Source organism: Micromonospora sp. NPDC048999 (genome assembly GCF_040649295.1).
Taxonomy (GTDB): Bacteria; Actinomycetota; Actinomycetes; order Mycobacteriales; family Micromonosporaceae; genus Micromonospora.
Window position 1 is genome coordinate 1 of the sequence record NZ_JBEZFI010000056.1, and the last position, 17,584, is coordinate 17,584.

Sequence of the window (17,584 nt, forward strand, 5' to 3'; positions counted from 1 at the left end):
ACCCGGCACCACCCAGGTGGGTAAGACCGGGACCGTCCCACCGTCAGGCGGGACTACCGACCGTGCGCTCACCAGAGCGCACTGAGAGGTAACGGTTCGAGACGGTCTTGGGAGCAGAGCAGCGCAGCGCAGCGCAGCGCAGCGCAGCGCAGCGCAGCGCAGCGCAGCGCAGCGCAGAGCAGAGCAGAGCAGAGCAGAGCAGAGCAGAGCAGAGCAGAGCAGGGTGTGGGTGGGCTCGGCGCCGGCGGTCGGGCATCAGGGCCGGTGACGATGCGGGTGCCCTGCGGGTCGGTGAGGGTGCGGCCGGTGAAGAAGGCTAGGTGGTCGCGGGGCAGCCCGGCGGCGGTGATCTCCGACCCCAGGATCGGTAGGTCTCCATGCTGCGGATGCTCAGGGCCTGGCCCTTGGGGAAGGCCGCTGTCCGGGGGTGCCGCTCGACGAGCATCGCGGGGGACGCCGAGCTGGGCGAGGCGGATGGTCAGCTCAGTCCGACCGGCCCGCCCCCGATGGCGAGTACAGGGTCGTGTGGCCTCCTCGACAAGGGCCGAGGGCCGGTGGGGGTGCGGCAGCCGCACCCCCACCGGCCGGGCCTATCGGGTGTCGCTCAGGGTTTGAGCGCGGCGGTCAGCCGTTCGGCGTTGGTCTTGAACACGGCGAGCAGGTCGAGGTCGGCACCGGGGTAGTTGATGATGTCGACGCGGGTGGCGCCGGGGATGTCAGGGTTGGCGCCGCTCAGGTGCGCGTTGGCCAGCACCAGGGTCGGCTTCTTCGTGGTCAACTCGGCGAGCTGCCGTGGGGTGACCGGCTGGGGCCCGTAGGTGCCCACCACCCTGATGCCGGCGAAGTCGCCCCAGTACGCCATGAACAGGTGCGACACCGCCGTCGGCGCCGGATTCGGAAGGGCGGCCTTCACCTGCTCGGACAGGGTCGTGTACTCCGCGTTGAAGGTGGAGATCCAGGTGTCCGCGGCGGACGTGGTGCCGAACATGCCGGCGAGCCGCTGCACCTCGGAGGTGATCTTCGGCGGGGTGTTCTCCAGCTCTACGGGGACGAGCTTGCCGGAGCCGCCGGCGGCGTCCTTGAGCTTGGCGGCGAAGCCGTCGAACTCGGCGTAGAGGATGTAGTCGGCGCTGGCGACGGCGGCGAGGTCGCTGGGCTTCGGGTCGTAGTCCGGCGGGTGCTGGACGTTGGGCGGCGCGATCACGGTGATGTCGGTCGCGCCGGCGGCCTTGGCCAGGGCGCCGACCCAGCTGGTGGAGGCGACCACCTTCGGCCCCTTCGCCGCCGCCGTTGACGCGTCGCCGCTGCTGGCGGGTTTCGGGTTGTCAGTGCTGCCGCATCCGCTGGCCAACAGGGACAGGGTCGCCACTGCGGTCAGCGCGGCGGTCCGTATCAGTCGCATCATGTGCTCCTTCGGGAATCAGATAGGTGAGCAGGGTCAAGGTCCCCGCGACGAGGACGAGGACGGGGCCGGGCGGCTGGTCGAGCAGCAGCGCGACGGCGAAGCCGCCGCCGTTGCCGAGCACGCCGAGCGCGACGGCCCACAGCACCATCGAGCGCAGGGAGCGGCCGAGGTTGCGGGCGCCCAGCGCGGGCAGGATGGTCAGGGCGTCGACCAGCAGCGCCCCGGTGAGCCGGATCGACGCGCCGATGGCCACGGCGACGACGACGAGCAGGGCCAGCAGCAGCGGCCCGGCGGCGACTCCGGAACACAGGGCGAGTTCCCGGTCGAACAGCAGCAGCGCGAGCTGCCGCCGCCAGCGCCAGAACAGCAGGTGGACGACCACGGTGAGCACGCCGAGAACAACGAGGTCGATCTCGCGGGTGGCGAGGATCGAGCCCCACAGCAGCTCGAACGCGCCGGTGGCGTTCACCCCGGACACGGACAGCACGAGCAGCGCGGCGGCGATGGCGAAGGTCATCAGCAGGCCCATCGCCCCGGGCAGCCCGGTGGGCCGCCGGGCCAGCGGCGCCACGCCCGCGCCGGCGAGGGCACAGGCGACCAGGCCGCAGAGCATCGGGTCCAGACCGGTGAGCAGGCCGATGGCGATGCCGAGCAGCGCCACGTGCATCATCGCGAACCGTACGGCGATGATGTCCAGGCCGATGATGAACACACCGACGATCGGCAGGCCGACGGCGGCGATGAGCAGGCCGATTCCGGAGCGCTGTACCGCGGGCAGCGTCAGCAGCTCGAACAGTTGGTCCACGGCTCAGATCACCCGCAGCTTTCCGGCGGCCATCTCTGCCACCCGGTCGCAGGCCCGCGACATCGCCCGGTCGTGGGAGACGACGACCACGGTGACCGGCAGCCTCGCCAGCAGGGTGGCGACCTGCTCCTGACCGTCGAAGTCCAGGGCGGCGGTCGGCTCGTCGGCGAACAGCACCCGCGCCCCGGCGGCGACCGCCCCGAGGGCGCGGGCCAGGAACACCCGTTGCAACTGCCCACCGGAGAGCGTGTGCAGCGGGCGTTGACCGAGTCCGGCGACACCGAGTCGGGCGGCGGCGTCGCGGGCCGCCTCCGGGTGGCCGCCGCTGTCGAGCAGTTCGTCGACCAGCAGCGGGAACCGGCCCGGCGTGAGACGTTGCGGCACCCAGGCCACGTCCCGGCGTCGACGCGCCCAGTCGGTGCCGCGCCGCGCCCCGACGCCGCCCACGGTGACGGTGCCGCCGGCGAGGGGCTGCAGGCCCAACGCGGCCCGCAGCAGGGTCGTCTTTCCGGAGCCGTTGGCCCCGGTCAGGGCGACGTGCTCGCCGGCGGCGACATTGAGGTCGACCGCGTCGACCGCGGTGCGCCGGCCGTAGCGGCAGGTGACGGCGTTGAACGTGACGGCGGCGGCGGTCACGCGTCGGCCCCGCCGGTGAGCTGTTCGCGCAGCCACCGCTTGTCGACCTTGCCGGCCGGGGACAGCGGCAGCGCGTCGAACACGACAAGCCGCTCGGGCAGTTTGGCGTACTCCAGGCCGTGCTCGTCGGTCAGGTAGGCGGTCAACGCGGTGAGCGTGGGCGCCGTCGCGCCGTCGCGTACGGCCAGGCAGGCGGCCATCCGCTCGCCCATCAACCGGTCTGGGACACCGACGCAGGCGACCTGACGCACCGCCGGGTGCTGGGCGATCAGCAGCTCCACCTCGACGGGGGAGAGGTTCCGCCCGCCCCGGATGATGATCTCGTTGCGGCGACCGACCACGTGCAGGAACCCGGCCTCGTCGACGCGGCCCAGGTCGCCGGTGCGCACCCAGCCGTCGGCGAGGCGGTAGCGGGCGTCGAAGTCGGGGTCGACGTAGCACAACGGGCTCATCGGCCCCAGCCCCCAGATCTCGCCCACCTCGCCCGGGGACACGTCGTCGCCGTCGTCGCCGACGATCCGGATCGCCGCGATCGCCGGGTTGGGTCGGCCGACCGCGTCGTGCACCGACTCCGGCGGGTCGAGGGGATCGGTGGTGCAGTTGACCCCGTCGGCGGAGCCGTAGCAGTTGACGAACGCCGCGCCGAACCGGGCCCGGCAGGCCTCGACGGTGGCCGGGTCGACCCGCGACCCGCCGGCCACCACCGCCCGCAGCGACGACGTGTCGGTGGTGGCGAGGCGGGGGTGGTCGAGCATCATCGCGAACATCGTCGCCACCCCGAACACCAGCGACGGTCGATTCGCCTCGATCAGCTGCAGGGCCCGGCCGGCGTCGAAGCGGGACTGCACCAGCAGCGTGCCGCCGTGCCGGGCGATCGTGACCGCGCTGCCCGAAGACCCGAACGACGATGCCAACGGCACCAGGAACAGGTTGCGCATCGGCTCGTCGCCGTAGTGCAGGGCGGCGATGAACGCCCCCCGCCCACCGGCGAGCGCGTCATGCGAGTAGACGATCATCTTCGGCGCGGCCTCGGAGCCCGACGACACCAGGATCCGCGCGGCCGACGACGAGGCCATGGGCACCGGCGCGCTCAGCGGCGGGCCGTCGGCCAGCCAACCTTCCAGGCTGTCCGGCCCGTCGGCGCCGGACACCAGCACGGTCCGCAGGTCCGGCAGCTCCGGTCGCAGCGTGTCGAGGGTGTCGGCGTAATGGTGGTCACCGACCTTGTGCGCGACGACCGCAACCGCCGCGCGGGAGCGACGCAGCAGGGTGAGGGTGTCCCGACGCCCCCGGCCGACGGGATAGGCAAGCACGACCGCGCCGATCGCGGCGGCAGCCAGGTCAACGGTGACCGGCGTGCGGCCGTTGGGCAGCTGAACGGCGATCACCTCACCGGGCGCCACGCCCGCCTGCCGCAGCGCGCCGGCGAGCCGTAGCGCCGCGTCGCGCAGCTGCGCGTAGGTGGTCTCGCCGTCGTCGTCGATCACGGCCACCCGCTGCGGATGGGCGGCGGCGTGCCCGGCGAACAGCTCCCACAGGGTACGGCCGGGATAGTGGCCGGCGTGCCGCCACCATTGACGCAGCGTCGGCGGGACAAGGTCGTGGACAGGCAACACAGTCATGCGTTGAACCTCCAGGGAGGGCGGACGAACGCGCAGCCGTCCACCTCGATCAGCCCGGCAGCAGCCGGATCATCGGGCAGCTCGCCGGGCTCGGGGCACACCCGCACGGCGGTCACCCCGACCGCCGTCAGCCGGGCTACCGCTTCCGCGACGGTGAGCGCGGCCGGGTCGCCGAGCGCGGCCTCGACGGCCGCCCGGTCGGAGCCGGCGGCGATCATCACGTGCCCGTCGACGGCGGACACCGGAAGATCCCACCGGCCCCACGCCGGCCGAGCCGAGGGCAGAGGGCTCTGCAGCACCCCGGCGGCGGACAGCAGTGAGGTCTGCACGTATTGCCCATGCCGGTTTCGTTGCCGGGCGACGAGCCCGGCGAGGACACCCTCGGCGCACACCAGGCCCCCGAGCACGTCCAGCAGCGTCATCAGTGAGCCCGCCGGGGGCTGCCCGACCGGCCGCAGTTGTTCGCCCAGACCGACGTACGCCTGAGCGATGAAGTCGGTGCCCGGCGGCGCGTCCGCTCCGCGGGCGTCACCCCACCCCGAGGCGTACGCGTACACCAGGCCCGGGTTGCGGTCGACGAAGTCGCCGCTGTCGAGGCCGAGCTCGGCGGCCTTTCCGGGCGCCCAGTTGTGCAGGAACACATCAGCGGTGTCCACGAGGTCCCGCACCGTCGCCCGGCCCGCCGCGGATCGCAGGTCGACCTCGACGATCCGTTTGCCCCGGTTGAGCGCCAGGAACCGCGCCGAACAGTCACCCACCATCGGCGGCATCCCGCGCAGCGGGTCACCGCCGGCCGGCTCGACCCGCACCACCTCCGCGCCCAGCAGCCGCAGCACGTGACCGGCGAGGGGACCCTGCACCCGGCGACCCGCCTCCACTACCCGCAACCCCTGCAGGGGCAGCCCGCCGGACGGCAGCGGAGGCAGCGGCCCGGCCGGGACGGTCGCGGTGATCTGCCACGGCACGCCGAATCGTCCGTCCGGTCCGGCGTCCCGGCGTCGCTGCGCCAGCCCGCGCACCTCCTGCACCGCCACGCCGGCGGCCTGGGCGGCCGCGCACAGGTCGGCGAACGTCGACCGGCGGGTGATCTCGTGCAGCGTCGGTGGCAGCGGCGCGGTCGCCGTGGCGTACCGGAGCACGAACGCTCGCCACCCCCGCGCCACCTCCCGAGCGTCCGCGCCGAGAGCGGTCCACCACCGCCGCCACGGCTCCGGATCCAGCGTCTCCACCTCGAAGACCACCCCGTCGGCGGAGACGAACGGCGGCGGCACCCCGGGACCGGCAACCTCCCCGGTCTCCTCGCCGTCGTGGACGCTGCCCGCGGCCAGGTACTGCGACACCGCCAGCAACGCCGTACCCGCAACACTCACCGACACCGCCGTCGGCCGCGGCCCGCGCAGCCCAGCCAGCGCCGCCGCGAGCACACCCTGTGCCGCCATCACCCCGGCCACCGTGGACACGTAGTCGACGCCCAGCCGGACAGGTCCGCCGGTCGGGCGGCCGTGCACGGCCATCAGCCCGTACGCCGCCTGCGCGGTCACCTCGTCCAAGGCCCGGCCCGAGCCGTCACGCCAGCCAATGTCAACCGACGTGCCGTCCACTCGCAGCGACCCGCCACCGGACCGACGAGCCCCCAGCGCCGCGAGGTGCGCGACGCAGATCGCGTCCGCCTTAGAGCAGTCGCCACCGGTCAGGGCCACCCCGTCCAGCGGCGGATCGTCCACCCGGCTGTCCACCACGAGATCGCTATGCACCGGCAAATCCGGAATGCGCTACGTTGATCGCCCACATGCATCAGTAGTCGGGGCGCACCCAGCTGCGGTTCCCGCGATCTTCGGGAGTTCGCCATGGACGACCTACCGGTCCGCGTCGCATCCTTCGTCACCGACCGGGTCATCCCCGCCGAACAGGTGCTCCTCAACAGCGGAGCCGACGCCGCGCAGACCATGGCCACGCTGCAGCAAGCGGCCCGCGTCGCCGGACTGTGGGCGCTTCCCCTGCCCAGGCGTCTCGGCGGTCACGGCCTTGACCTGGCCACGTACGCACCACTTGCCGAAATGGAGGGACACTCCGACTTCGGGCCCACCGCGCTCGGCTCCGACCTGCTGCTCGACGCCACCATGCTCGACCGGCACGCCACACCCGCCATCCGCGACCGCTTCCTCCTGCCCATGGTCGACGGAGCGGGCGGCCCGAGCTTCGCAATGACCGAACCGGGCGTCGCCGGCTCCGACCCCGCCGGACTGGGCACCACCGCCGTCCGCGACGGCGACACCTGGCGGATCACCGGCCGCAAGTGGTTCACCTCCCGCGCCGCCGACGCCGCGTTCACCACCGTCGTCTGCCGCACCGCACCCCACACCGACCTGCGGCAGGCGTTCTCGCTGATCGTCGTGCCCACCGACGCGGTCGGCTACCGCATCGACCGGGAGGTGCCGGTCCTGGGCGCCGGCGGCCAGTACGAGATCACCCTCGACAACGTGCGCGTACCGGCCGACCACCTCCTCGGCGAACCCGGCCAGGGGCTGCGCATCGTCGGCGAACGCCTCGCCCTCGGCCGGACGCTGCGCTGCCTGCGCTGGCTCGGCCAGGCCCAACGCGCCCATGACCTCATGCTCACCCGGCTGACCACCCGCCACGCCCACGGAAGCCCGCTGGCCGACCAGCAACTCCTGCACGGCCTGGTCTTCCACAGCCACGCCGACATCGCCGCCGCCCGCGCCCTCACCTACGCCGCCGTCGACGCGATCATCACCGGCGGCGACACCCGCATCGCCGTCGGCACTGCCAAGGTGGTGACCGCCCGCGCCCTGCACGCGGTCGTCGACCGTGCCATCCAGGTGTACGGAGCGGAAGGCCTGACGGACGACACACCGTTGCCGATGCTGGCCCGCACCGCCCGCGCCGCCCGCATCCTCGACGGCCCCGACGAACTGCACATCACCACCGTGGCCCGCCGTCTGCTCGCCCGGACCCGCTGACGCCTACCAGGGGTGCTCGTCCACCTTCCCGGCCAGTACCGCCAGCACCGCCGCCAGGAAGAAGCTGCCCCACACCAGCTCGTGCCGCATGGCGACGCCACCGGCGAGGTCGTAGCAACCGTCCCGGAGCACACCGCCACCATCGAGACGACCGACCGCGCTGGAGGCCACCGCCAGCGCAGCGTCAGCCCAGCCGGCCTCGGCCGTGACCTGTGACAAGGTCAGCAGACCCGCCGCCGCGATGGCGGCGGCCGACGTGTCCGGCGGCGCCTCGGCTCGACCGATCACCGCCCCGGGGACGTCCGTTCCGGCCTGGTCGAGCCACCACCGGGCCACGTCCACCGCGGCGGTGGTGAAGTCGCCACCCCACCGTCGGGCGGCCACCGCCAGCCCCAGCACACCCCACGCCTGCCCCCGCGCCCAAACCCCCGGCGACCCGTCGCCATCGTCGGCCGGAGTGCCGTCCGGATCCAGCCACACCTCCGGCCGCACCTGCCCGTCGTCGCCGACGAGCAGCTCCACGTGGCGTGCCACGTGCGCGCGGGCGAGGGCGTCCAAGCCGTACCGGCCGGCGTCGGCCGCCCAGCCCAGGAGTGCGACGGTACCCGCCAGGGCGTCCACCCCGGCCCGAGGTGGCCCGTCCACACCGAACGCCGTACCGACCGGAATCAACCCGAGCCGGCGGTCGAACGACGCTGCCAGGGCCTGCGCGCCCTCCAACGCGATTCGCCGAGCGTCCACATCGCCGCACAGCCGCTGCCCGAGGGCCGCGCCATACCAGAACGTCATCCCCCGCGTCACCGTGTCGTCGCCTGCCCGCGGCGCCAGCCGGTGTGTCCACTCCCGCGCGGCGACATGGTCGTCGGGCCGTCCGGTCACCGCTGCGCGCAGCCACCACCAGCCCGCCCAGAAACCCCCGGTCCACGAGCCCCGCCGCGTCGATGTCCACACGCCGGAGACCGGGTTGCCGTACAGCGGAAAGCGGTCACCGACCTGCGCGGCGACTGTTTCCACCCGGCGTAGCAGGACGTCCGACGCCGTCACGTGATCGCCGCCGCTCACGCTACGGTCACCGCTCGTCCGGCGGCCACCCGTACCCGCGTCGCGACCGCCGCGGCGAGGGCGAACACCACCGCGACCAGCAGCCACGCCAGAGACCACCCGCCGACATCAGCGCACCACCCGACAATTGCCGGCCCGACCACGAACCCGCCGAAGAAACCCAGCGACACCAGGCCCGACGCCTGCCCCACCGCCGTCGCCCGACGCAGCACCACCAGCATCGACACGGCATTCGCCGCCGTTGCCGAACCGCCGACCACCACCGCGCCCACCCACACCAACCCGGCCCCGCCCGCTCCGGCACCCCACAGCATCAGGATGCCCGCCACCGCCGCGGCCGACAGCCACCCCAACGCCGCCACCACTTCCGTGGACCGGTCGGCCCAGCGGCCCCACCACACGCGGGCGAGCAGACCGGTCACCCCGAACGCGGCGAGCAGAGCACCAGCCAAGCCCGCACCCAGCCCCAGACGCTGCGTTGCGTAGAGCGGCAGGTAGGTGTTCACCGCCGCCAACCCCGTACCCAGCAGCAGCGAGAACCCCACCAGCCACCCCAGCCAGCCTGACGGCGTCGACAGTCGCCACCACCGGCCACCCGACCCTGGCCGCCCCGCCGCCGGAACCCACCGCCAGACTGCTACCAGCACCAGCAGTGGCACCACCGCGCTGACCCGCAACGCCACCCGCCATCCTGCGGCCGCCGCCACCGCCGGTAGCACCAAGCCACACACGAACGCCGCCGCCTGCACACCCGACTGCTTCACCCCCACGCCGGTACCGCGTCGCTGCGGCGGCACCGCCTGCGCGATCAGCAGGTTGGTGGCCGGATTCGCCAGGGCCTGCCCCACTCCCGCCACCGCCACGGCCAGCAGCAGCCAGACGTATGCCGACGCCACGGATGCCCCGAGCAGCGCCACGGCGACCGCCACCGCCAGCCACAGCAACGCCGGACGAGCTCCCCACAGATCGACCAACCGGCCCGCGACCAGCGACACCACCGCCGCCACCGCGAACGACACCGTCACCAGGCCACCTACCGCGGCACGGGACAAGCCCAGGTCGGCCACCACAAAAGGCGCCAGCGCGGAAGTCGCGTACAGCACCGTCATCGACGTAGCCATGGCAGCGGTCGCCACCGCTGTCGGACCCCACCATCGGCCAGCCGTCATCGATCCCACTCCATTCCGGTCGAAGTCGCATTCGCCCCAGGTGATCAGTCGGCTGGAGGCGCCAACCGGTTCCCTCGCCGAACCGGAACGATGGCTGTAGTCGACGGATCATCGTCCGATTCGACTATCATCGCGGAATGGCGATGAAAGGTGAAGGGTGCGTGACCGAGGGCATCGCGGCCGGCATGATCCCGGCTGTCGCTCTGTTCCGGTCGTTGGCGGACGAGACCCGGCTGCGGATCGTGCAGCGGCTCGCGGCTGGGGAGGCTCGGGTGGTGGACCTGACCGGCGAGCTGGGATTGGCGCAGTCGACGGTGTCGAAGCATCTGGCGTGTCTGCGCGACTGCGGTTTGGTCGACTATCGGGCGGTGGGGCGGTCGTCGGTCTACTCGTTGACCAGGCCGGAACTACTCGATCTGCTGGCCAGCGCCGAGCAGGTGCTGGCCGCCACCGGCGACGCGGTCGTCTTGTGTCCCAACTATGGACCCGGCGGTGCCGGTATCAGCCATGACGAGGCCGCGCGGTGAGCGACGCGTGCGGCTGCGGCGACGACAAGCCCCGCGCCGAGGGCGTTGAGGAGGAACACGAACCGGAACGGCTGTGGCAGGTCAGCGAGGTGCGGGCCGCCGCCGTCGCCGGCGTGTTCCTGCTTGCCGGGTTCATCGCCGGCCTAGCCGGCGCTCCGCGCCTGTTCGGTGTCAGTCTCTACACGGTCGCGCTGTTGGTCGGCGCGGCGACGTTCGTGCCGAACACCCTGCGACGCCTGGTAAAGGGGAAGATCGGCGTCGGCACACTGATGACCATCGCCGCGGTCGGCGCGGTGGTACTCGGCGAGGTCGCCGAGGCCGCGACGCTGGCGTTCCTGTATTCCATCAGCGAGGGCTTGGAAGAGTACGCCGGCGCCCGCACCCGGCGTGGTCTGCGGGCGCTGCTGAGTCTCGTTCCCGCCAAGGCGACCGTTCTGCGCGACGGGGCGCAGGTCGCCATCGACCCGGCTCACCTGCGCGTCGGGGATCTGCTGCTCCTACGGCCCGGTGAGCGGTTGGCCACGGACGGGGTGATCCGCACCGGCAGCACCGCCCTGGACGTCTCCGCACTCACCGGCGAATCCATGCCGATCGAGGCCAACCCGGGCGATGCCATCTACGCCGGTTCGATCAACGGCACCGGCGCGGTCGAGGTTCAGGTGACCGCGACAGCCTCCGACAACTCCCTTGCCCGGATCGTGCGGATCGTCGAGGCCGAACAGTCCCGCAAGGGCGCCGCGCAGCGGCTCGCAGACCGGATCGCCAAACCCTTGGTGCCCGGCATCATGCTCCTCGCCGCGGCCATCGCGGTGGCGGGGGCTCTGGCCGGTGAACCGCGTACGTGGATCGAACGCGCCCTCGTGGTGCTCGTCGCCGCCTCCCCCTGCGCGCTGGCCATATCCGTACCGGTGACCGTCGTGGCCGCGATCGGCGCCGCCACTCGCTTTGGCACGCTCATCAAGGGCGGTGCCGCCCTTGAAAGGCTGGGTCGCATCCGCGCGGTGGCCCTGGACAAGACCGGGACCCTGACCCGCAACAAGCCGACCGTCGTCGACGTCGCCGTGAGCACCGCCGACCGTGAGCAGGTGTTGCGGGTCGCCGCAGCGCTGGAGTCCCGCAGCGAACACCCGCTGGCCCAGGCGATCCTGGCCGCCGCCCCCGAACACACCCTGGCCAGTGACGTCGACGCCGTACCCGGTGCGGGTTTGACCGGCGTCGTCGACGGTCGACCCGCGCGGCTCGGCCGGCCAGGCTGGATCGACCCCGGCCCGCTCGGCGAACACATCACCGCCATGCAGACCGCCGGTGCCACCGTGGTCCTCGTCGAGCACCACGGCACGCTGCTCGGCGCGATCTCCGTCCGCGACGAACTACGACCTGAAGCCGTCGAGGCCGTCGCCCGGCTGCACGCCGACGGCTACACCGTGGCGATGCTCACCGGCGACAACACCCGCACCGCCACCGCACTCGCCGCCCAGGCCGGCATCGACGAGGTCCACGCCGACCTTCGGCCCGCCGACAAGTCCCGCATCGTCGCCGGCATGCGGACTGCGCGGCCGACTGCGATGGTCGGCGACGGTGTCAACGACGCCCCCGCCCTGGCCACCGCCGACGTCGGCATCGCCATGGGCGCCATGGGCACGGACGTCGCGATCGAAACCGCCGACGTCGCCCTCATGGGCGAAGACCTGCGACATCTGCCCCACACCCTCGCCCACGCCCGCCGCAGCCGCCACATCATGCTGCAGAACGTGGGCCTATCCCTCGGCCTGATCACCGCTCTCATCCCACTGGCCGCTACCGGCGTCCTCGGCCTCGCGACAGTCGTCCTGATTCATGAGTTGGCCGAGATCATCGTCATCGGCAACGGCGTACGTGCCGGTCGTGCCCGGCCTTTGCAGGAGTGATGATCCCGCCGCCGAAGCGTGCCCACGCCCTGCGCCGGCGTCCGCCACCGGCTGCCCACCGGCCTACGGACCCGGTCGCGAGCCGGTGAATCAGCTGCCGTTGACGAGGTTGATCACGGCGACCGCGACGAGGCCAGCGCCGAAGAGCGTGATGCCGCTGGCGGCGAGGACCGGGGCGACGCGGGTGGCCAGTCGCAGGACGGCACGCGACTGCGCGCCTCGGACGACCAGGGAGCTGCCGGCGACCGCGAGGAGGCCGACGCCGAAGAGCACGACGGCCATCCCGAGGCCGAACGTCAGGACGAGCAGCAGGGCAAATCCGGCGCGGCCGAGGAACAGCCCGGTTGCCAGTACGAGGAAGGCGGCCGGAGACGGGGTGAGCCCCCCGGAGATGCCGAGCAGGAACAGGCCCGGGCGTTTGCCGTGGTCGTGGTGATGGTCATGGCCGTGGTGCTGGTCATGGCTGTGGCCGTGGTGGTGGTGATGGTGGTGGTGGCCGTGGCCGCGCAGGTGCCGGCGCACCATCCACAGGCCGGTGGCCAGGACGATCAGGCCGGCGCCGAGCTGCAGCCAGCTCGTGAGCTCCTGCATCTGAATGACGTCGGAGAGGGACAGGAACGTCCACGCCACGCCGATCACCAGCACGGAGACGGTGTGCATGACGGCCACCGAGCCGCCCAGCCAGGCGGCGTCGCGGATCCGGCCGCGTGAGCCGACAAGGTAGGCGGCGGCCAGGCTCTTGCCGTGCCCGGGCGCCACCGCATGTCCGGCCCCTGCAATGAACGCGAGCGCGAACGCCAGCGGCGGCACACCCGGCGAGTGGATGAGATCCTGCAGCCGGTCCGGAAGGGACGCGAGGTAGGCGGTGATTTCGGTCATGCCACGGCCCTCCGGCGACGCGACCGCCACCACATCATCAGCGCTGCGGCCAGCAGCGTGCCGACGGCGACGGCGGCGATCTGGACGGTGGCGCTGCGGCCGGGACTGGTGCTGCCCGTCGCCCGTGCGCCGGTGAGGACCCAATCGTGGGAGTCCTCGCCCGAGCCGTACACCGCACGTTGGCCGTGCGGGCCGGTGGCCAGAGCGCGGTACGCGGGGTTGAGATCAGTCAGCATCCGCACCGCGACCGTGACCATGCCGACCGGCCCGGGGCACGTGTAGTCGACCGTCGCGCCGATCCTGGCGAGGGCCTTCGGCGGCTCGACGGCGCCGGCGCACGGTCGCTCGCGGTCAGTGACCGTGATCTGCTGGAGCAGGTAGGCCGCGAGCTCCTCGGACGACCCGATCAGCGCCGCATCCGTGTGCCGGTACTCGACGGCGCCGTCGGCCATGACGCGGTCTCGCGGCAGCAGGCCGAGAGAGACCCCGAGCAGGGCCAGATCGTCAGTGCCGCCGACGCGCCACCGCACACGTACGACCTCGGGTCGCTGCTCGTCGCGCGCGATGGCCACGGTCTGCGGATCGCCGAACGGGTGCGCCGCCGCCGGGGCGGGCACGGCCGTGATCGAGGCGGTGACGGCGCAGGCCGCCAGCGCGACAGCTCGCGCCGCGCTGATGAGACGACGCCGATGTCCGAATGGTGACAAGGAGAAGCTCCAGATCCTGCCGAGACGGGAGTCGGGCTCACCTTGTCGACTGTTGGGAAACGCGCAGGCCCGGGCCAGTGTGTGGCGCGGAACGGTGGCGTGAACAGTTAGTTGATCAGTAATCCCCGGGCAGCGGCATCGGAACTACCGGCATGAACATCGTCGGCCGAGGCCGTTCACGCCGGTGCCACACCGCGCCGAGCGAGGGTGGCCCTCAGGCCGGCGCGGCGCAGTCGGTCCATCCCTGCGGTCGCCCGATCGGTCAACGATGTGATCAATCACCGCTCCCCGTGACTGCCGGCGCGCCGAGGTACCGGCGGGCGGCGGCGACCAGGTCGGCCGGGTATCCGGGGCGCGGGCTACCCACGATGTCTTGCGGACCGCCCTGCTGGACGGGTACACCCTCGTGCAGCACGACCATCCGGTCGCAACTCTGCACGGCTTCACCGAGGTCGTGGGTGATGAACAGGACCGCCAGGCCGGTGCTCTCGGCGAGGTGCCGCAGGGTCGCGGCGATGCCGGCCCGGGTGGACACGTCCAGCATGGAGGTCGCCTCGTCGGCGATCAGCAGGACCGGATCACCTGCGAGGGCGCGGGCGATGGCGACACGCTGCCGCTGCCCGCCGGAGAGCTGATCGGGTCGCCTGCCGATCAGGTCGGCGGGTAGACCGGCCAGTTCGAGAGCCCGGGTGACGCGAGCGGCATGCAGGTGCCGGGGTGTACCGGCGATCCGCAGGGGTTCCGCGACGAGTTGCGCGACCGTCATCGCCGGGTGCAGGGCACTGTACGGGTCCTGGGCCACGAACCCGAGCTGGTGGCGGATGGCCCGTAGCCGGCGCCCGCGTAGCAGGGACAGGTCGTTCCCGGCCACCTCGACCCGCCCGGCGCTGGGTCGTAGCAGCCCGAGCAGGATCTGCGCGAGGGTGCTTTTGCCGCTTCCGCTTTCGCCGACGACGCCGAGGATCTCTCCTGGCCACAGGTGCAGGTCAACGCCGGCCAGCGCGACGGTCTGGCGGTGGCGGCTGCGGTAGACGTGACCGACGCCGGTCAGGGTGGCCACCGGTCCGACGGCCTGCCGTGACCCGACGCCCCCGCCGGACGTGGGCGCGGGCGGGAATAGCAGAGGTCGGTCGTCGCTCGGGTGGTGGCAGGCGACCGTCGCGTTCCCGACCGGTGCCGGGACGGGGCGTTGGGTGTGACAGGACGCGGTCACCCAGGGACAGCGGGGCGCGAACGGGCAGCCCGCGCCGAGGTCGGCGCGGGCCGGCGCGGTGCCGGGGATGCTGACCCACGGTGTGTCCTGCTCCAATGACGGCATCGCAGCAAGCAGACCACGGGTGTACGGGTGGTGGGCGGCACCTCGGGCAGGCCCGGACTCGACGAGGGTGCCGGCGTACATGACCGCGATCCGGTCGGCGACTCCGCGCAGGGCCGGCAGGTCGTGGGAGATCAGCAGCAGTCCGACATCCTTGGTACGCAGGTCGGCCAGCAGGTCCAGGATGTGGTTCTGGGTGACCAGGTCCAGCCCGGTGGTGGGCTCGTCGGCGACGACGAGTTGCGGCTCACCGGCCAACGCCAGGGCGATGGCCACCCGTTGGCGTTGCCCACCGGAGAGTTGGTGCGGGTAGGCGTCGATGGTGTTGGCCGGCAGCCGGACCTGGTCGAGCAGGTCGACCGCGCGGGCGGTGGCCGCCGCGCGGGAGGCCTGGGTGTGGACCCGGACAGACTCGGTGAGTTGGTCGCCGATCCGGCGGACCGGATTGAGCCCGGTCATCGCCCCCTGCGGCACGATGCCGATTCGGCGGCCGCGTACGCCGTACCAGTCGTGGCCGGTGCGACCGGCGAGTTCCAGGTCGTCGAGCCGGGCGCTGCCGGTGACCGTCGAGCCGGTCGGCAGCAGCCCGAGCAGGGCCTTGGCGATCGTGGACTTGCCGGAGCCGGTCTCACCGGCCAAGGCGACGATCTCACCCGCCCCGACGGTGAAGCCCACATCCTGGACGGCGGGGTGGCCATTCGGATAGGTGATCGTCAGATCGGTGATGGTCAGCATCAGCGGTCCTTGCGGAGCGTTGGGTTGAGCCGGTCCTCGGTGGCCACCCCGACCAGGGCGAGGGCGGTGACGGTGACCACGATCGCGGTGCCGGGCGGCAGCGCCCACCACAGCCATGCGTCGCTCAACATGGCGCCCCGCACCGAGGCCCAGTGGATCATCGTGCCCCAGCTGGGGATGGTCGGATCGCCCAGGCCGAGGAAGGCAAGGCTGGCATCGAGGACGATGGCGGTCATCGCGGTCCGGACGAAGACTGGCACGAGCAGCGGTGCGACGACCGGCGAGGCGTGTCGCAGCAGCAGGTACCCGGCGGATGCGCCCATCGCGCGGGCGGCCTGCAGATGGCCACGGGACCATGCGGCGAGCACACCGGCGCGGACCAGCCGGGCGGGGCCGGCCCAGACCAGGGCGGCCACCACCGCCGCCCGTACCCCGAGACCCGGGCCCAGGAAGGCGGCCGCGAGGATCAGCAACGGCAGGAATGGCAGGGCGAGGACCAGGTCGACGATACGCATCAGGGTCGCGGCGGCCCAGGGGGGTGCCAGCCCCGCGACGCCGCCGACCAGCGCCGCCGCGGCGGTGGCCGCCAGCGCGACGAGCAGGGCGATGCCGAGCGAGCCGCGGGCTCCGATCACCAACTGGTCGAACAGGTCCCGGCCAAGATCGTCGGCGCCGAGCCAGCGTTCGGCCGACGGCGGCTCGTACGGCCTGGCGACCCGTTCCCGACCGTCGGTGCCCAGCAGCCAGGGCCCGACGACCGCGACGGCAGCCAGCGCCGCCAGCAGGAAGGCCCCGGCCCAGCCGGCCGCCCGGCCCGCCCTCACGACCGGCCTCGCGCGCGGATCCGGGGGTCCAGCAGCGGATAGGTCAGGTCGGCCAGGGCGTTCATGACCAGGACGGTGACGGTGAGGGTGAGGAAGGTGCCCTGCATCGTGGGGTAGTCGCGGCCTTGGATCGCGTCGAACGTGAGCCGGCCGAGGCCGGGGTAGGCGAAGACGGTCTCGACGACGAGGGCACCCCCGACCAGCCAGCCGAGTTCCATCATCAGTTGGGTGTGGACCGGAAGGAGCGCCGGGCGCAGCAGGTGCCGGGCGACCACCCGCCGGTGCGGGATTCCTCGCGCGTGGGCGTGTTCGACGTGCGGGGCGTGCAGAGCCGAGGCCACCGAGAACCGGGTCACCAGGAAGAACTGTCCGATGCCGGTGGCGACCAGCACGCCGACGGGGAGGACCAGGTGGCTGGCGACGTCACCGACCGCGGCCAGCCCGGTGTGCCCCGCAGTGGTGACACCGAAGGTCGGCAGCACGCCCAGGTGCACGCCGAAGAACAGGATGCAGAGCATGCCGACCCAGAACGCGGGCGCGGCGTCGAACAGCAGCACCCCGGCGAGGAGCAGGTTGCCCTTGCCGCGCCCACGCCGCAGCCCGGCGATCACCCCGAGCAGTACGCCGACGGCGGCGGTGAGCAGCACGCTGGTGCCCACGAGCAGCAGCGTCCAGGGCAACGCCTCCCGGATCGCCTCGACGACCGGGCGGCCGCCGTTGAACGACTCGCCGAGGTCGAGTCGGATGAGGTCACGCAGGTATCGACCGAATTGCACGTGCAGCGGCTGGTCCAGTCCGTAGGCGGCGACGACCTTTGCCCGGGCCGCCGGGTCCAGGTCGCCGACCTCGCCGCCGCCGAGGGTACGCAGCGGACCGCCCGGCAGGGCACGGGGGAGTAGGAAGGTGATGGTCAGCGCGACGGCGAACACCGCCACGTAGCCGCCCGCCCGCCCCAGCGCGGCCCGGGCAAGCCCGATCCGCGCTGGGGCCGGGCGTGACGCGACGGTCAT

General features: G+C 72.7%; 15 protein-coding genes. 3 read left to right on the forward strand and 12 right to left on the reverse strand.

From position 1 onward, the window contains the following. Positions 1 to 604: 604 nt before the first annotated feature. From AB0C02_RS30725 to AB0C02_RS30745, 5 genes are read right to left on the reverse strand one after another with little or no spacing between them, the layout of a single operon-like run. Positions 605 to 1,402, reverse strand: coding sequence for a zinc ABC transporter substrate-binding protein (locus tag AB0C02_RS30725; protein WP_357552631.1), 798 nt, complete (start codon positions 1,400 to 1,402; stop codon positions 605 to 607). Then, a complete protein-coding gene (locus tag AB0C02_RS30730; protein WP_357552632.1) occupies positions 1,326 to 2,210 on the reverse strand; it encodes a metal ABC transporter permease in 885 nt (294 codons plus the stop codon). The genes AB0C02_RS30725 and AB0C02_RS30730 overlap by 77 nt, the downstream gene beginning before the upstream one ends. 3 nt (positions 2,211 to 2,213) lie before the next feature. Further along, positions 2,214 to 2,846, reverse strand: coding sequence for an ATP-binding cassette domain-containing protein (locus AB0C02_RS30735; RefSeq protein ID WP_357552633.1), 633 nt, complete (start codon positions 2,844 to 2,846; stop codon positions 2,214 to 2,216). Then, positions 2,843 to 4,468, reverse strand: a complete 1,626-nt coding sequence (locus tag AB0C02_RS30740) for a class I adenylate-forming enzyme family protein (protein WP_357552634.1) — start codon at positions 4,466 to 4,468, stop codon at positions 2,843 to 2,845. The genes AB0C02_RS30735 and AB0C02_RS30740 overlap by 4 nt, the downstream gene beginning before the upstream one ends. After that, entirely contained in the window at positions 4,465 to 6,222 is a 1,758-nt protein-coding gene (locus AB0C02_RS30745) for a CoA transferase (protein WP_357552635.1), read from the reverse strand. Before AB0C02_RS30745 ends, AB0C02_RS30740 begins: the two co-directional genes overlap by 4 nt. Positions 6,223 to 6,315: 93 nt before the next feature. Here AB0C02_RS30745 and AB0C02_RS30750 point away from each other — a divergent pair, with 93 nt between their 5' ends. Continuing rightward, on the forward strand, positions 6,316 to 7,449 hold the full coding sequence (locus AB0C02_RS30750; RefSeq protein WP_357552636.1) for an acyl-CoA dehydrogenase family protein: 1,134 nt from the start codon (positions 6,316 to 6,318) through the stop codon (positions 7,447 to 7,449). 3 nt (positions 7,450 to 7,452) lie between these two features. Here the strand turns inward: AB0C02_RS30750 and AB0C02_RS30755 are convergent, their stop codons facing one another. Both AB0C02_RS30755 and AB0C02_RS30760 read right to left on the reverse strand, forming a co-directional pair. Next, the gene (locus AB0C02_RS30755) at positions 7,453 to 8,511 is read right to left on the reverse strand and encodes a hypothetical protein (protein ID WP_357552637.1); all 1,059 of its coding nucleotides are present in this window, start codon (positions 8,509 to 8,511) and stop codon (positions 7,453 to 7,455) included. Next, entirely contained in the window at positions 8,508 to 9,680 is a 1,173-nt protein-coding gene (locus AB0C02_RS30760) for an MFS transporter (RefSeq protein WP_357552638.1), read from the reverse strand. Before AB0C02_RS30760 ends, AB0C02_RS30755 begins: the two co-directional genes overlap by 4 nt. Before the next feature lie 137 nt (positions 9,681 to 9,817). On the opposite strand from AB0C02_RS30760, the gene AB0C02_RS30765 reads away from it, so the two are divergent. Then, positions 9,818 to 10,207: a metalloregulator ArsR/SmtB family transcription factor gene (locus AB0C02_RS30765; protein ID WP_357552639.1), complete on the forward strand. Its 390-nt coding sequence runs from the start codon at positions 9,818 to 9,820 to the stop codon at positions 10,205 to 10,207. After that, entirely contained in the window at positions 10,204 to 12,114 is a 1,911-nt protein-coding gene (locus tag AB0C02_RS30770; RefSeq protein WP_357552640.1) for a cation-translocating P-type ATPase, read from the forward strand. The genes AB0C02_RS30765 and AB0C02_RS30770 overlap by 4 nt, the downstream gene beginning before the upstream one ends. A gap of 90 nt (positions 12,115 to 12,204) precedes the next feature. On the opposite strand, the gene AB0C02_RS30775 is transcribed toward AB0C02_RS30770, so the two are convergent. The 5 genes from AB0C02_RS30775 to AB0C02_RS30795 form a co-directional block, all read right to left on the reverse strand. After that, entirely contained in the window at positions 12,205 to 12,993 is a 789-nt protein-coding gene (locus AB0C02_RS30775; RefSeq protein WP_357552641.1) for a sulfite exporter TauE/SafE family protein, read from the reverse strand. Continuing rightward, positions 12,990 to 13,700, reverse strand: a complete 711-nt coding sequence (locus tag AB0C02_RS30780; RefSeq protein WP_357552642.1) for a hypothetical protein — start codon at positions 13,698 to 13,700, stop codon at positions 12,990 to 12,992. The genes AB0C02_RS30775 and AB0C02_RS30780 overlap by 4 nt, the downstream gene beginning before the upstream one ends. Before the next feature lie 274 nt (positions 13,701 to 13,974). Further along, the gene (locus AB0C02_RS30785) at positions 13,975 to 15,750 is read right to left on the reverse strand and encodes an ABC transporter ATP-binding protein (RefSeq protein ID WP_357552643.1); all 1,776 of its coding nucleotides are present in this window, start codon (positions 15,748 to 15,750) and stop codon (positions 13,975 to 13,977) included. Further along, positions 15,750 to 16,574, reverse strand: a complete 825-nt coding sequence (locus tag AB0C02_RS30790) for an ABC transporter permease (protein WP_357552644.1) — start codon at positions 16,572 to 16,574, stop codon at positions 15,750 to 15,752. Before AB0C02_RS30790 ends, AB0C02_RS30785 begins: the two co-directional genes overlap by 1 nt. Beyond that, positions 16,571 to 17,584 (reverse strand): ABC transporter permease, encoded by a 1,014-nt coding sequence (locus tag AB0C02_RS30795; RefSeq protein ID WP_357552645.1) that lies wholly within the window; start codon positions 17,582 to 17,584, stop codon positions 16,571 to 16,573. Before AB0C02_RS30795 ends, AB0C02_RS30790 begins: the two co-directional genes overlap by 4 nt.

Excerpts from the sequence above, each read along its gene's own strand:
- AB0C02_RS30740 (WP_357552634.1), bottom strand. The coding sequence starts at position 4,468 with ATGACTGTGTTGCCTGTCCACGACCTTGTCCCGCCGACGCTGCGTCAA.
- AB0C02_RS30795 (WP_357552645.1), bottom strand. The coding sequence starts at position 17,584 with ATGACCGTCGCGTCACGCCCGGCCCCAGCGCGGATCGGGCTTGCCCGG.
- AB0C02_RS30725 (WP_357552631.1), bottom strand. The coding sequence starts at position 1,402 with ATGCGACTGATACGGACCGCCGCGCTGACCGCAGTGGCGACCCTGTCC.
- AB0C02_RS30785 (WP_357552643.1), bottom strand. The coding sequence starts at position 15,750 with ATGCTGACCATCACCGATCTGACGATCACCTATCCGAATGGCCACCCC.
- AB0C02_RS30750 (WP_357552636.1), top strand. The coding sequence starts at position 6,316 with ATGGACGACCTACCGGTCCGCGTCGCATCCTTCGTCACCGACCGGGTC.
- AB0C02_RS30765 (WP_357552639.1), top strand. The coding sequence starts at position 9,818 with ATGGCGATGAAAGGTGAAGGGTGCGTGACCGAGGGCATCGCGGCCGGC.
- AB0C02_RS30760 (WP_357552638.1), bottom strand. The coding sequence starts at position 9,680 with ATGACGGCTGGCCGATGGTGGGGTCCGACAGCGGTGGCGACCGCTGCC.
- AB0C02_RS30775 (WP_357552641.1), bottom strand. The coding sequence starts at position 12,993 with ATGACCGAAATCACCGCCTACCTCGCGTCCCTTCCGGACCGGCTGCAG.